Source organism: Stenotrophomonas sp. CASM114, from assembly GCF_049384325.1.
GTDB classification, from domain to species: Bacteria; Pseudomonadota; Gammaproteobacteria; order Xanthomonadales; family Xanthomonadaceae; genus Stenotrophomonas; species Stenotrophomonas muris.
On sequence record NZ_JBMRGJ010000007.1, the window covers coordinates 121,984 to 135,896 of the forward strand.

The 13,913-nt window shown below is 66.9% G+C and carries 15 protein-coding genes; 7 read left to right on the forward strand and 8 right to left on the reverse strand.

What is annotated here, in order from left to right; translation table 11 throughout:
• Window positions 1-40 precede the first annotated feature (40 nt).
• The 8 genes from VG566_RS09990 to VG566_RS10025 all read right to left on the reverse strand — a co-directional run bounded on the left by VG566_RS09990 (window position 41) and on the right by VG566_RS10025 (window position 7,856).
• Window positions 41-430 carry a Na+/H+ antiporter subunit G gene (locus tag VG566_RS09990; RefSeq protein WP_014648679.1) on the reverse strand — a complete coding sequence of 130 codons (390 nt, stop codon included), beginning with the start codon at window positions 428-430 and terminating at the stop codon, window positions 41-43.
• The gene (locus VG566_RS09995) at window positions 427-711 is read right to left on the reverse strand and encodes a K+/H+ antiporter subunit F (protein WP_006399171.1); all 285 of its coding nucleotides are present in this window, start codon (window positions 709-711) and stop codon (window positions 427-429) included. The genes VG566_RS09990 and VG566_RS09995 overlap by 4 nt, the downstream gene beginning before the upstream one ends.
• The gene (locus VG566_RS10000) at window positions 708-1,214 is read right to left on the reverse strand and encodes a Na+/H+ antiporter subunit E (RefSeq protein ID WP_032957141.1); all 507 of its coding nucleotides are present in this window, start codon (window positions 1,212-1,214) and stop codon (window positions 708-710) included. Before VG566_RS10000 ends, VG566_RS09995 begins: the two co-directional genes overlap by 4 nt.
• Window positions 1,211-2,746 (reverse strand): monovalent cation/H+ antiporter subunit D, encoded by a 1,536-nt coding sequence (locus tag VG566_RS10005; RefSeq protein WP_049404530.1) that lies wholly within the window; start codon window positions 2,744-2,746, stop codon window positions 1,211-1,213. Before VG566_RS10005 ends, VG566_RS10000 begins: the two co-directional genes overlap by 4 nt.
• Window positions 2,743-3,135 (reverse strand): Na+/H+ antiporter subunit C, encoded by a 393-nt coding sequence (locus VG566_RS10010; protein ID WP_005419863.1) that lies wholly within the window; start codon window positions 3,133-3,135, stop codon window positions 2,743-2,745. Before VG566_RS10010 ends, VG566_RS10005 begins: the two co-directional genes overlap by 4 nt.
• Window positions 3,135-5,963 (reverse strand): monovalent cation/H+ antiporter subunit A, encoded by a 2,829-nt coding sequence (locus VG566_RS10015; protein WP_049440037.1) that lies wholly within the window; start codon window positions 5,961-5,963, stop codon window positions 3,135-3,137. The genes VG566_RS10010 and VG566_RS10015 overlap by 1 nt, the downstream gene beginning before the upstream one ends.
• 333 nt (window positions 5,964-6,296) lie before the next feature.
• Window positions 6,297-6,782 (reverse strand): DUF962 domain-containing protein, encoded by a 486-nt coding sequence (locus tag VG566_RS10020; protein ID WP_014648674.1) that lies wholly within the window; start codon window positions 6,780-6,782, stop codon window positions 6,297-6,299.
• 147 nt (window positions 6,783-6,929) lie between these two features.
• Entirely contained in the window at window positions 6,930-7,856 is a 927-nt protein-coding gene (locus tag VG566_RS10025; protein ID WP_014648673.1) for a phosphoribosylaminoimidazolesuccinocarboxamide synthase, read from the reverse strand.
• A gap of 144 nt (window positions 7,857-8,000) precedes the next feature.
• On the opposite strand from VG566_RS10025, the gene VG566_RS10030 reads away from it, so the two are divergent.
• The 7 genes from VG566_RS10030 to VG566_RS10060 all read left to right on the forward strand — a co-directional run bounded on the left by VG566_RS10030 (window position 8,001) and on the right by VG566_RS10060 (window position 13,912).
• Window positions 8,001-8,330: a J domain-containing protein gene (locus VG566_RS10030; protein ID WP_005411327.1), complete on the forward strand. Its 330-nt coding sequence runs from the start codon at window positions 8,001-8,003 to the stop codon at window positions 8,328-8,330.
• Window positions 8,331-8,387: 57 nt separating this feature from the next.
• Entirely contained in the window at window positions 8,388-9,065 is a 678-nt protein-coding gene (rpe, locus tag VG566_RS10035) for a ribulose-phosphate 3-epimerase (RefSeq protein WP_064239392.1), read from the forward strand.
• A 12-nt stretch (window positions 9,066-9,077) separates the two neighbouring features.
• Window positions 9,078-9,560, forward strand: a complete 483-nt coding sequence (locus VG566_RS10040) for a GNAT family N-acetyltransferase (RefSeq protein WP_057494390.1) — start codon at window positions 9,078-9,080, stop codon at window positions 9,558-9,560.
• Window positions 9,561-9,778: 218 nt separating this feature from the next.
• Window positions 9,779-10,264, forward strand: a complete 486-nt coding sequence (locus VG566_RS10045) for a hypothetical protein (protein ID WP_154331291.1) — start codon at window positions 9,779-9,781, stop codon at window positions 10,262-10,264.
• A gap of 75 nt (window positions 10,265-10,339) precedes the next feature.
• Window positions 10,340-11,284 carry a lipid kinase YegS gene (gene yegS / locus VG566_RS10050; RefSeq protein WP_241884494.1) on the forward strand — a complete coding sequence of 315 codons (945 nt, stop codon included), beginning with the start codon at window positions 10,340-10,342 and terminating at the stop codon, window positions 11,282-11,284.
• Between the two features lie 299 nt (window positions 11,285-11,583).
• Entirely contained in the window at window positions 11,584-13,059 is a 1,476-nt protein-coding gene (gene trpE, locus VG566_RS10055; protein WP_100450706.1) for an anthranilate synthase component I, read from the forward strand.
• A 67-nt stretch (window positions 13,060-13,126) separates the two neighbouring features.
• On the forward strand, window positions 13,127-13,912 hold the full coding sequence (locus tag VG566_RS10060; RefSeq protein ID WP_049404521.1) for an SIMPL domain-containing protein: 786 nt from the start codon (window positions 13,127-13,129) through the stop codon (window positions 13,910-13,912).
• Window position 13,913 lies beyond the last annotated feature (1 nt).

Sequence of the window (13,913 nt, forward strand, 5' to 3'; positions counted from 1 at the left end):
CTCTGACGGAACCCTTGCCACTGCCGGCCAGCGGCCGGCACTACCGGTTCTGCGTGGCTTCCTCTTCCCGCGCCGGTTCCGGCGGCGGAAGCTGTTCCTCGGCAGCCGGCTCGTTGCCCGGCAGGCTGGGACGGGTTTCCATCAGCAGCGACAGCGCCGCCTTGGCCATCATGTGGGCGCTGATCGGCGCGGTGATGAACAGGAATACGGTGATCAGCAGCTCGCGCGGCTGCGGGTCCTGGCCCAGGAAGATGTGGTAGCAGACCGAGCACACCAGCACGCAGCCCACGCCCAGCGTGCTGGCCTTGGTCGGCGCGTGCAGGCGCTTGAAGAACGTGGACAGCTTCACCAGCCCCAGTGCGCCGACCAGGATGAAGAAGCAGCCGAACAGCAGCAGGATCGACAGGCCGATCTGTATCGCGGTGATCATTCGACGATGTCCCGGCGCAGCACGAACTTGCTCAGCACCACGGTGCTGCCGAAGCCGAGCATGGCGATGACCAGTGCGGCTTCGAAGTAGATCGCGGAGTTGAGGTACATGCCGAACAGCATCAGCTCGGCAATGGCGGTCACCGACAACGTGTCCAGTGCGAGGATGCGGTCGGGCACGGTCGGTCCGCGCAGCAGGCGCCAGGTGGCCAGCAGCATGGCCAGGCCGACCACGTGCATGCACACCACCAGCGTGGTCTGGATGATCTGGAATCCAGTCATGGGAAGATCTCCATCAACGGTGCCTCGTAGCGGCGCTTGATCGTATCGATCAGGTCCTGTGGGTCCTCCAGGTGCAGCACGTGCACCAGCAGGAACTTGCGGTCGTCGCTGAGCGCGGCCGAGACCGTGCCCGGGGTCAGCGTGATCATGCTGGTCAGCGCCGCGATGCCGTGGATGTTGGCGATGTCCAGCGGCAGCCAGATGAAACCGGGGTGGATCTTCTTCTCCGGGCCCAGCACCTGCAGGGCCACGCGGATGTTGGACATCAGGATGTCCCACAGGGTCACGCACACCAGCTTGGGCAGCGGCCGCAACGTGCCGATGCGCGCGAACTCGCGGTCCAGGCGTGCGGCGAACAGCGGCACCACCACGCCCAGCACCAGCCCCAGCACGATCTGGCCGAGGGTGAAGCTGTCGGACATCAGCAGCCAGAACGCCACCACCATGATGCTGAGCATTGGCGAGGGAATCAGGCGACGGAACAGGGAGCGCTGGGCGGTCATGGCTGGCGGATCTCCGGTGCGGTCGCGCGCAGCTGCTGCACGTACTCGCTGGGTTGCAGCAGCTGTGCGGCGGTGGCGTCGGTGTAGCGCATCAACGGTGCAGCGGCCAGGGTCATGGCGATACCGTAGGCCAGCAGGATGCACGCGGCGTACAGCTCCACCCGGCGCAGAGGAGCCTTGCGCGGCTTCGGTGCCTCCGGATCGACAGGCGGCACGCGCCAGAACAGGCGGATGCCGCCGCGGGTCAGGCCCATGATCACCAGCAGGCTGCTGACCAGCACCGCGGTCCAGACCGGAGCGGTGTACTGCGCCGGCATGCCGGCCAGCAGTGCGGCCTTGGCCAGGAAACCGGACAGCGGCGGCAGGCCGGCCACCGACACCGCGCCGATCAGGAACAGCACGGCGGGTGTCTCCTTGCCCGGCATCGGCGCGACCACTTCCTTGCGGTCGCTGGCACCGCCGCGACGACGGCGGATCAGGTCGGCGATCAGGAACAGCGCGGCGGCGACGAAGCTGCTGTGCGGCAGGTAGTACAGGCCGGCCGACAGCACCTGCGGTGTGCCGACCGAGAAGGCGATGAACAGCGTGGCTGCCGACACGATCACCAGGTAGGAGATCAGCACGCGCAGGCGGGTCGCGGCGAGGGCGCCCAGGCCGCCCAGCACCAGCGTCGCCACACCGGCCCACAGCAGCCAGTCACGGCCGTAGCCGGCCATCGCGCCGGCATCGTCGCCGAACCACAGCATCTGGATGCGCAGCACCGAGTACAGGCCGACCTTGGTCATGATCGCGAACAGCGCAGCCACCGCCGCCGGTGCGCGCGAATAGGCTTCCGGCAGCCACAGGTACAGCGGCATCAGGGCGGCCTTGGCGCAGAACACCAGCAGCAACAGGCCCATCGTCGCCTTCACCAGGGTCAGCTGCGCCGGCGGTACTTCGGCGATGCGCTGCGACAGCTCGGCCATGTTCAGCGAACCCAGCGTGGCGTACAGCAGGCCCAGCGCGATCAGGAACAGGGTCGAGGCGGTGACGTTGAACACCACGTAGTGCAGGCCGATGCGCATGCGCAGGCCACGGCCACCACTGAGCAGCAGGCCGTAGGAGGCGATCAGCATCACCTCGAAGAACACGAACAGGTTGAAGATGTCGCCGGTCAGGAACGCACCGTTGAGGCCGACCAGCTGGAACTGGAACAGCGCATGGAAGTGCGGTGCGCGGCGGTCCCAGCCCGAGCAGGCGTGCAGCAGGCAGGGAATGGCCAGCAGCAGGGTGGTCAGCAGCATCCACGCCGAAAGCCGGTCGGCCACCAGCGCGATGCCCAGCCGCGACGGCCAGTCGCCCAGCAGGTAGACGTTGATATCACCGCCCGCGGTCGACGCGAACAGCAGGCCCACCGCCAGCGCCAGCGCCGACAGCGCGGTCCAGGCCACCGCGCGCTGCACCCTGGGGCCATAGCGGCGGTGTTCGACGAACAGCGACAGTGCCGCACCCAGCAGCGGAATCAGGATCGGCAGGATCACCAGGTGGTTCATGCGCGGTCCTCGCCCTGGCGTGGCGGCACGCGCTCATCCTGCAGGTCGTCATCCGGCTCGTGGGCGTCCACATGGTCGCTGTGGTTGTCGCTGCGGCTGCGCATGGCCAGCACGATGCTCACCGCGGTCATCGCGAAGGCGATCACGATCGCGGTCAACACCAGCGCCTGCGGCAGCGGGTCGGTGTAGTTGCCCAGGTGGCTGTCCACGCCTTCCTGCAGTACCGGCGCCTTGCCCAGCACCACGCGGCCACCGGCGAAGATCAGCAGGTTGGTCGCATAGGACAGGAAGGTCATGCCGAGGATCACATCGAAGCTGCGCGCACGCAGCAGCAGGTAGATGCCGATGGCGGTCAGCACGCCGATCGCGGTAGCCAGGGCCAGTTCCATCAGTGCATCTCCCCGGTGCGTGCCGAGCGGCGTTGCAGGTCGATCTCACCCTTGCGGGCGGTACGGGTACGCGATGGCTTGATCGTGCCCATCATCGACAGCATCAGCATGGCACCGCCGAACACCACCAGATAGACGCCGATGTCAAAACCAATCGCACTGGCCAGCGGCACGTCGCCGATCAGCGGCAGGTGCAGGTCGAGGTGGCCGCTGGTCAGGAACGGCACGCCGAACAGCATCGACGCGCTGCCGCTGAGCAGGGCGATCAGCAGGCCCATGCCGATGCAGCGGATGTAGTCGAAGCCGAAGCGCGACTCCACCGACGCGGTGCCCTGGATCACGTACTGGATCAGCAGCGGCACCGCCAGCACCAGGCCGGCGATGAAGCCGCCACCCGGCGCGTTGTGGCCGCGCAGGAACAGGAAGATCGACACGGTCAAGGTCAGCGGGAACATGATCTGGGCCAGGTCGGCCGGCACCGGCAGCTTGATCGGCGGGCCGGGCATGATCTGCTCCGGCGCCATCCGCGTGCGCCGCAGCAGGGCATGCACCACCAGCGCGGCGATGCCGAACACGGTGATCTCGCCGAAGGTATCGAAGCCGCGGAAGTCGACCAGGATCACGTTGACCACGTTCTGGCCATAGGCCTCGGGCAGGGCACGGGCGAGCAGCTCGCCGGCCATGGTGTTCGGCGGCAGGGTCATCGCGGAATAGGCCAAGGCGCCAAGTCCGGCACCGGCGATGATCGCGATCACCGCGTCACGGCGCTTGCGCCAGCGCGGCCGCTCCGGCCCGGACTGCGCAGGCAGGTAGTTCATGCCCAGCAGCATCAGCACCAGGGTCACCATCTCCACCAGCAGCTGGGTCAGGGCCAGGTCCGGCGCGGACAGGAACACGAAGGTCAGCGCCACCATCAGGCCGACGCCGCCGACCAGCAGCACCGCCAGCAGGCGCTGCTTGTAGATACGCAGGGTAGCCACCGCGCAGGCCATCATCACCAGCCACAGCGCCCAGCCGAGCAGCGGGATCGGCTGTGGCCTGGTCCAGTTCGGCGAGGCGGGGTTGGCCACGAACGGCGCGGCGGCGGCCACGATCGCCACCAGCACCAGGCCCAGCAGCATGCGCTGAAGGCTGCCGTTGGCGATGCCGTTGGTCAGGCGCATGGCCAGTGCGGAGATCGCGTCCAGCTGCGCATGGAACACATTGCGGCCAGTGCTGACGTTGGTCACGGCGTGCAGGTTGATCAGCTTGCGCAGGCCGAAGTACAGCGCCACGCCGCCGATCACGCCGATCGCGCTCATCGCCAGCGGCAGGTTGAAGCCGTGCCATACCGCCAGGCTGTACTCGGGCATGGCGTCGCCGAGGATCGAGGCCGCAGCGGCGTGCAGCACCGGCGCTACGGTCAGTGCCGGTGCCACGCCCACCGCCACGCAGATCACCACCAGCAGTTCCACCGGCACCTTCATCCAGCGCGGCGGTTCGTGGGGCACGCGGTCCAGGTCGTGCGGGCCGGGGCCGAAGAAGGTGTCGTGCACGAAGCGCAGGCTGTACGCCACCCCGAATACGCCCGCCAGCAACGCTGCGATCGACACCGCCGTGCGCATGATTCCCGGGCCGCCGGCCGTGATCGCTTCGGCGAACAGCATTTCCTTGGACAGGAAGCCATTGAGCAGGGGGATGCCAGCCATCGCCAGCGAGGCGATGATCGCCAGCGCGCTGGTAAACGGCATCAGCCTGCGCAGGCCTCCCAGCTTGCGCATGTCTCGGGTACCGGTCTCGTGGTCGATGATGCCGGCGGCCATGAACAGCGAGGCCTTGAAGGTGGCGTGGTTGAGGATGTGGAACACGCCGGCCACCACCGCCATCGGCGTGGACAGGCCGAACAGCAGGGTGATCAGGCCCAGGTGGGAAATGGTCGAGTACGCCAGCAGGCCCTTCAGGTCATGCTGGAAGATCGCATTCCAGGCGCCGATCAGCAGGGTCAGTGCGCCGATGCCGCTGACCGTGTAGAAGAACAGGTCGCTGCCGGCCAGTGCCGGATGCAGGCGCGCCAGCAGGAACACGCCGGCCTTTACCATGGTGGCCGAGTGCAGGTAGGCCGAGACCGGGGTCGGCGCCGCCATCGCGTGCGGCAGCCAGAAGTGGAACGGGAACTGCGCGCTCTTGGTGAAGATGCCGGCCAGTACCAGGAACAGGGCGTAGGGGTACAGCGCGCTGGCGCGGATCTGCTCGCCAGCAGCCAGCACCACGTCCAGGTCGAAGCTGCCGACGATGCGGCCGATCAGCAGCACGCCACCGAGCAGGGCCAGGCCACCGCCACCGGTAATCACCAGCGCCATGCGTGCGCCTTCGCGGGCGTCCTGGCGGTGCGACCAGAAGCCGATCAGCAGGAACGAACTGATGCTGGTCATTTCCCAGAAGATCATCAGCAACAGCAGGTTGCCCGACAGCACCATGCCCAGCATGGCGCCCATGAACAGCAGCAGGTAGCAGTAGAAGCGGTGCGCGTTGTCCTGCTGGCTCAGGTAGTAGCGCGCATACAGCACCACCAGCGCGCCGATGCCGAGCACCAGCCCGGCGAACATCCAGGCCAGCCCGTCCAGTCGCAGGGTGAAGTCCAGCCCGATCTGCGGCAGCCAGGGCACCAGGGTGCGGACCACCTGGCCATCGAGCACCGACGGGGTCAGCCAGCCGAGGATGGCCAGCCCGCCCAACGGCGCCAGCGCCGCCAGCCAGGCAGCAGTCGAGCGCGAACTACGGGGGAAGGCCGCAACAGCCGCTGCCATCAGGAACGGCAGGGCCAGCAGCAGGGGCAGGCTGGGGAGCATGCAGGGAATCCATGATTCACGAGCAGGTCAGGGAGGATAACAGGCTGCGAAATGTCGCCGAAACCCATCGAACAGCGATCAATTGCATGTAACGTTCGCTGATTCATTTTTTCTGCGATGCAACATCACATTCCTGCATCCCTTCCCTGGCTGCCCTCGGGGGACACCCTACGCCCACGCAGGGAGACCGCAGGCCCTGTCGCACAGGGGCTGCCGTCGACGGGCGGGCAATGGGGAGCGGATCACCGGCGCAGGCTGGCAGGGCTCCCGTGGACTACGGGTGACGGAATCCGCCCGTTCAGGAAACGACGGCCGCTGTCGGCCGCCGCCAGGTCAGTAGCGCCAGTCCAGCTTGCGGTAGAACTTGGCCATCACCCAGGCCGGGCCGATCAGCAGGTAGGTCAGGTCGGTCAGGAAGCTGGGCTTGCGGCCCTCGAATTTGTGGCCGATGAACTGCGCGATCCAGGCCACCACGAACACGCCCACCGCCAGCCAGCGCAGGGCCTGCAGGCCGATCTCGGCCTCCAGCAGCCGGCACAGGCAGCCGAACACGAAGAACTGGATGAGCATGCCGATGCCCAGCGGGCGCGACAACTTGTTGTAGAAGCACCACGCGCTGAACATCGCCAACGCCGACCAGATGCCGTACTGGAACCAGGTGATCAGCGGCGGCAGGCACCACAGCAGGGCCACCACCGACCACAGGATCGCCGGGACCGCCACCACGTGGATGCGCTGGTTGATCACATTGCGGTGGTCGTCGGAGTAGCTGGCGAAATAGCGGTCGATCGGCCGCGCAAGCTGGGTGGATGTCTGCATGCTGCGTCGCTTCCTCGGGCAACGGTAGTGCCGGCCGCTGGCCGGCACTCCAGAGCATAGCCGAGTTCGCGAGGTTGCCGGCCAGCGGCCGGCACTACCGCGATCAGAGCGCCCCCCGCCTTTCCGGCCGGGGGGGACGCGGGGGGATCAGTCGACGCTGATCCCGGCCAGGCGCTGCAGCGCCTCGGCGTACTTGGCGCGGGTGCGCTCGATGATCTCGGCCGGGATGCTCGGGCCCGGGGCGGTCTTGCCCCAGTCCAGCGTCTCCAGGTAATCGCGCACGAACTGCTTGTCGTAGCTCGGCGGGCTGGTGCCCACTTCGTATTCGTCGGCCGGCCAGTAACGGGAGGAATCCGGCGTCAGCATCTCGTCCATGATGTACAGGCGGCCATCGGCGTCGGTACCGAACTCGAACTTGGTATCGGCCAGGATGATGCCGCGCTCGCGGGCGTAATCGGCCGCGAACTTGTAGATGCGCAGGGTGGCGTCGCGCACGCGCTCGGCCAGTTCCGCACCGACCTGCTTCACCATCGCATCGAAATCGATGTTCTCGTCATGGTCGCCGACGGCGGCCTTGGTCGAGGGGGTGAAGATCGGCTCCGGCAACTGCTCGGCCTGGCGCAGGCCATCGGGCAGGTCAATGCCGCTGACCTTGCCGGTGCGCTGGTAGTCCTTCCAGCCGCTGCCGATCAGGTAGCCGCGGGCGATCGCTTCCACCGGCACCGGCTTCAGCTTGCGGGTGACCACCGCACGCTTGGCGTACAGGGCTGGGTCCACGCCTTCGGGCAGCACGCTGGCCACGTCGATGCCGGTAAGGTGGTTGGGCATCAGGTGCGCGGTCTTGGCGAACCAGAAGTTGGAGACCTGGCAGAGCATCTCGCCCTTGCCCGGAATCGGGTCAGGCAGCACCACGTCGAACGCCGACAGGCGATCGGTGGCGACCATCAGCAGGTACTCGCCCGGCGGGGTTCCGGCTGGCAGCCGCTCGCGCGGGATATCGAACACATCACGCACCTTGCCGCGATGGCGCAAGGGCAGGCCGGGGAGATCGGATTGCAACAGCGTGGTTGGCACGGGCACTCCTGGGGCGTTGTCGATACGGCTGCTGCCCAACGGACCCGGCGGGCCCGCTGACCAGCGGGCGGCCTAGTGTAAAGCGGTCCGGGCCCGCTGTGACGTAAAATGAGCGTCCATTTCGTCGGTCGACCCCGGAGCGCCATGCGCTGGTACGGAAAACTGCTCGGATTCATCGCCGGCGCCCTGCTGTTCCGGCCCAATCCGCTGTTCGGCGCGGTGGTCGGCCTGTTGATCGGCCACGCCTTCGATTCGGACTGGTTCCGCCTGAACAAGGAGAACCCGTACCGGGAGCTTGGGCTGACCTCCGAGGCCACCGATGCCGAGGTCGAGCGCGCCTACCGCAAGCTGATCTCGCAGTACCACCCCGACAAGCTGGGCGGTGCCGCCCCCGAGCTGCAGCAGCAGGCCGAGCAGAAGTCGCGGCGGATCAATGCCGCCTACGACCGCATCAAGACCCTGCGCAAGCGCTGATTCCAGAGTCCCGCCTGCGGGCGGGAGAACCTTTTCCCCGTTCCGAAGGCCCCGGCCATGTCCCACTGCCTCATCGCCCCCTCCATCCTGTCCGCCAACTTCGCCCGCCTCGGCGAGGAAGTCGACAACGTCCTCGCCGCCGGCGCGGACTGGGTCCACTTCGACGTGATGGACAACCACTACGTGCCGAACCTGACCATCGGCCCGATGGTCTGCCAGGCGCTGCGCAAGCACGGCGTGACCGCACCGATCGACGTGCACCTGATGGTCGAGCCGGTGGACCGCATCATCCCGGACTTCGCCGAGGCCGGTGCCACCTACATCAGCTTCCATCCGGAGGCGAGCCGCCACGTGCACCGCACCATCCAGCTGATCCGCTCGCTGGGCTGCAAGCCGGGCATCGTGCTCAATCCGGCCACGCCGGTGGACATCCTCGACTGGGTGCTGGAGGACCTGGACCTGGTGCTGCTGATGTCGGTCAACCCGGGCTTCGGCGGCCAGGCCTTCATCCCCTCGGCGCTGGACAAGCTGAAGGTCGTGCGCAAGATGATCGACGCCAGCGGCAAGGACATTCGCCTGGAGATCGACGGTGGCGTGAAGGCCGACAACATCGGCCAGATCGCTGCCGCTGGCGCCGATACCTTCGTCGCCGGTTCGGCCATCTTCAATGCGAAGACCAGCTACCAGGACGTGATCGCGCAGATGCGCGCCAACGTTGCCGCGGCGCGGGGCTGAACCATGAGCACGGTGGCCGTGTTGAACATCCGCCCGGCCACCGTGGCCGATGCCGGTCTGATCCTGCATTTCATCCGCGAGCTGGCCATTTACGAGAAGGCCGAGCACTCGGTGCAGACCGATGAGATCGGCATCGCCGAGAGCCTGTTCGGACCCGATGCCACGGCACGCGCCCTGATCTGCGAAGCCGGTGGCGAGGCCATCGGTTACGCCGTGTACTTCTACAACTACTCGACCTGGCTGGGCCGCAAGGGCATCTACCTGGAAGACCTGTATGTCAGCCAGGAAAAGCGTGGCGCAGGCGCTGGCAGGGCGCTGCTGAAGTACATCGCCCGCCAGGCCGTGGCCGAAGGCTGCGGCCGGTTCGAGTGGTCGGTGCTGGACTGGAACACCCCGGCCATCGCGTTCTACACCGCTGCCGGCGCGAAGCCGCAGGACGAGTGGACCGTGTACCGGCTGCAGGGCCAGGCGCTGCACGATTTCGCCAACGGGTGAGATGACGTGCATCCACGCACGGCGTGGATCTACGGCCGGGCAAAAAAAAGCCACGCCCATCACGGGCGTGGCTTCGCTGCATGCGTGGGAGGCTGATCCTGCCTCCATCCGTCGTCCCTGCTATGGCCTTCCATTCTCCGGGTCTTCAATGACAACCTGGTGACATGATGTCGTTAATCGCCCTGTCGGGACTGGCACAGGCGCACTAAAGTGCGCAGATGAAGAATGATGTCGCCGACCTGCTTGAATCGTGGTTTCAGTTTGCAACAGAAGATGCGCTGGTGATGGATCTGGAGCACATCAACGCTGAGGCGCGCGGAAATCTCTGCGCATTCTCTCCGCCAGCGGAAGTGACTTTGGATGTCGAACAGGTGGTTGCCTTCCTTCACAGGGTTGCCGCGCACCGGTCTGCGCAGATCGCAGGTCATGCAATGACGTTCTACTGCTGGCACGACATGCTGGTGCGCCAGCTGCGCCTGAGCCTGGTGTCATCCGAGCACGGTCGTCTGCCATTTGGCTGCCACCTCATTGAAACGACGGATATCCGCAGTGTTGTACAGGCCATCGTGGTCGACGATTGGAACAACTCTCGATACATGTGCGTTGAACAGGACCATGCCGATGACGAAATCGACGCCGACACAGAGGAGCCGATGTACACGGAAGAACGTCCCCTCAGGGTTGGGATCGTTGCGCTTGGCTGAACGGTTTCGCCGACTTCACCAGGCCCGTCGTCGGGCGCTGCTAGCCTTGGTCGTCCCCATCTTTGGAAGCTTTGCATGACCACCCCGCGCTGGCGCCTGATCCTCAATGGAAAATCCGCTGGCAACGAGGAGCTGCGCGATGCCGTCGGCCACTGGCGCGGGCAGGGCATGCAGCTGGACGTGCGGGTGACCTGGGAAGACGGCGACGCCGAACGCTACGTTGCCGAAGCCATCGACCATGGCGTGGACGTGATCGTGGCCGCCGGTGGCGACGGCACGCTCAGTGCCGTGGCCGAAACCCTGGCCCATCGCGATGAACCGGCGCAGGCGCTGCCTTCGCTGGCGCTGATCCCGATGGGGACCGCCAACGATTTCGCCACGGCTGCCGGCATCCCGACCGGGCCCCAGGAGGCCTTCGCCCTGATCGGCCAGGCACCGCCGCATGCCATCGACCTGCTGCGCGTGGACGCCGATGGCACGCCCTGGTGGTGCGCCAACCTCGCCAGTGGTGGCTTCGGCACGCAGGTGACGGTGGAGACCGATGCCGGCTTGAAGAAGATGCTGGGTGGGCTGGCCTACGTGATCACCGGCATCGCCAAGCTGGGCCGCATCGAGCCGATCACCGCGCGCCTGTCCGGCCCGGATTTCGCTTGGGAAGGCGACTTCATCGCGCTCGGCATCGGCAATGGCCGCCAGGCCGGCGGTGGCCAGCAGCTGTGCCCGCAGGCCCTGATCGACGACGGGCTGCTGGATGTCACCGTGCTGCCAGAGCTGGAAGGGGAGGTCACCGCGACCCTCGGCCAGATGCTGAAGTCGGGCACGCAGGCCGCACTCGAACAGTTGGCCACGCGTGCGAGGCTGCCGTGGCTGCAGGTGCAAGCCGAGCGGCCGCTGACGCTCAACCTGGACGGCGAGCCGGTGCAGGCCCGCCAGTTCCGCATCGCGTGCGTGCCGGGCAGGGTGCGGATGCACCTGCCGGTCGGTTGCCCGTTGCTGGCGGGGCAGGGGGTAGATGGGTAGGGGGTAGAGTCGACTGTCAGTCGACTGCTCTTCGTTCCGACGGCGTAGAACCCCGCGCGACGCGCGCAAGTCGACCAACAGTCGACTCTACCGGACCGCGTCGTCGGTTCCCGTGGCCGGCCCCGCCCGTCCCGTGGTTCAGTTTCCCAGGGTTCCCCTGCCGACCAAGCTGCGATACAGTCAAGGGGTGTCCAGCCTGACGACCCCGCATACCCTTTCTTCCGCACGCCGTTGGTGGCGATGGTGGCCCGTTGCCGTCGTCCGCCCCCATAACGCTGTGTCCCGGAAGGAAAGTCGTCTTGAACTCGCACGCTCAGTTTCAGCAGCAGGCCGCTGAAGGCCACACCCATATTCCCGTCGTCCGTGAAGTGCTGTCCGACCTGGACACGCCGCTTTCGGTCTATCTGAAGCTCGCCGACGGCCCCAATACCTACCTGTTTGAATCCGTCGAAGGCGGCGAGCGCTTTGGTCGTTACTCGATCATCGGCCTGCCGGCGCGTCGCGTTTACGCCTTCCATGGCCACACGCTGACCGTGCGCGAAGACGGCCAGGTGGTGGACACCCGCGAAGTGGCCGACCCGTTCGCCGAGGTCGAGGCGCTGCGCAGCGCCCACTCGGTGCCGAAGCTGGACGGCCTGCCGGGCTTCACCGGTGGCCTGGTCGGCTGGTTCGGTTTCGAGTGCATCGGCTACATCGAGCCGCGCCTGGCCCCGCCGGCCGGCCGCGATGAGCTGGGCACGCCGGACATCCTGCTGCTGGACTCCAACGAGCTGGCGGTGTTCGACAATCTCAAGGGCCGGCTGTACCTGATCGTGCACGCCGACCCGCGCGTCGACGGTGCCTTCGAGCAGGCCCAGGCGCGCCTGGATGCACTGACTGCCAAGCTGCGTGCACCGGGTGCCGGCTATCCGGCGCCGCTCAACAGCGACGTGCTGGACGAATCGGATTTCGTCTCCGGTTTCACCCGCGAAGGGTTCGTCGATGCGGTCCAGCGCAGCAAGGAATACATCCGCGCCGGCGACATCTTCCAGGTGGTGCTCAGCCAGCGCCTGAGCGTGCCGTTCAAGGCGCGCCCGGTGGATGTGTACCGCGCGCTGCGTGCACTGAACCCGTCGCCGTACATGTACTTCCTGGATGTCGGCGACCTGCAGGTGGTCGGTTCATCGCCGGAAATCCTGGTACGCCTTCAGGATGGCGAAGTCACCGTGCGCCCGATCGCCGGCACCCGCCCGCGTGGCGCCACGCCCGAGCTGGACCTGGCGCTGGAAGCCGAGCTGCTGGCCGATCCGAAGGAACGCGCCGAGCATCTGATGCTGATCGACCTGGGCCGCAACGATGCCGGCCGCGTCTCGAAGGCAGGTACCGTGGAGGTGGGCGAGCAGTTCGTGATCGAACGCTACAGCCACGTGATGCACATCGTCAGCGAAGTGACCGGGCAGCTGCAGCCGGGCCTGAGCTATGCCGACGTGCTGCGTGCCACCTTCCCGGCCGGCACGGTCAGCGGCGCGCCGAAGATCCGCGCGCTGGAAGTGATCCGCGAGCTGGAACCGATCAAGCGCAATGTCTACGCCGGCAGCATCGGCTACATCGGCTGGCACGGCGATGCCGATACCGCGATCGCGATCCGCACCGCGGTGATCAAGGATGGCCGCCTGTACGTGCAGGCCGGTGCCGGCATCGTCTACGACTCGGACCCGGACAAGGAATGGGACGAGACGATGAACAAGGGCCGCGCGCTGTTCCGCGCCGTCGCCCAGGCCGCCAAGGGCCTGTGATCCTCCCCGTGCCGTGGCCTGCGCCGCGGCACCTTCCGCTGTTCCCATTCAAGACAAGGAGTACCGCATGAAGCTGCTGAGCGCATTGCTGTGGTCGTCACTGCTGGCCACGATGGCCCCGTCTGCGTGGGCGCAGGCCAACACGATTCCCTCGCAGCCGCACCTGCTGGTGAAGGGGCAGGGCAGCCGCACGGTGATGCCGGATCGGTTCGGCCTGCAGTTGAACATCGAAGAGACCGACATGGACGCCGACGCCGCACGCCGCCGCGTGCAGGACAACGTTGCCCGCGTGCTGGCACTGTTCAAGCAGCACAAGGCGGTGGAGGGCAGCGTGCGCGCGGACAACCTGCGGATCGGCCCGGCCACGCGCTATGAGCAGAACCGGCAGGTCTTCATCGGTACCCGCGTATCGCGCCAGCTGCGTGCCAGCTTCGCCAGCGTGAAGGCGATGCAGGATGTGCTGGGGGCGTTGAAGGCCAACGAGAACGTACAGGTGAGCAGCCTGGCGCCGACCTATTCGGGCGAAGTGGCGCTGCGCCGCGAACTCAAGGGCGAGGCAGCGGCCCAGACCCGCGAGTCCGCGCAGGGCCTGGCCAAGGCCTATGGAACAAGAGTGCGTGGCCTGTACAGCATCTCCGATGTGGCGCCGGACTTCGCCTACGGCATCCGGGCCGGGCAATGGCCGCAGCAGGGCGAGGACGGCGGGGACCTCGACAGGATCTCGGTGACCGGCAGCTACGCGCCCGCCTCCGCGCCCGCGCCCGCGCCCGCTGAGCCCGAATCCATTGAAGCCGGCCCCATCACCTACACCGAAAACGTGTACGCCATTTTCCTGATAAGCGACGGAACCTGAC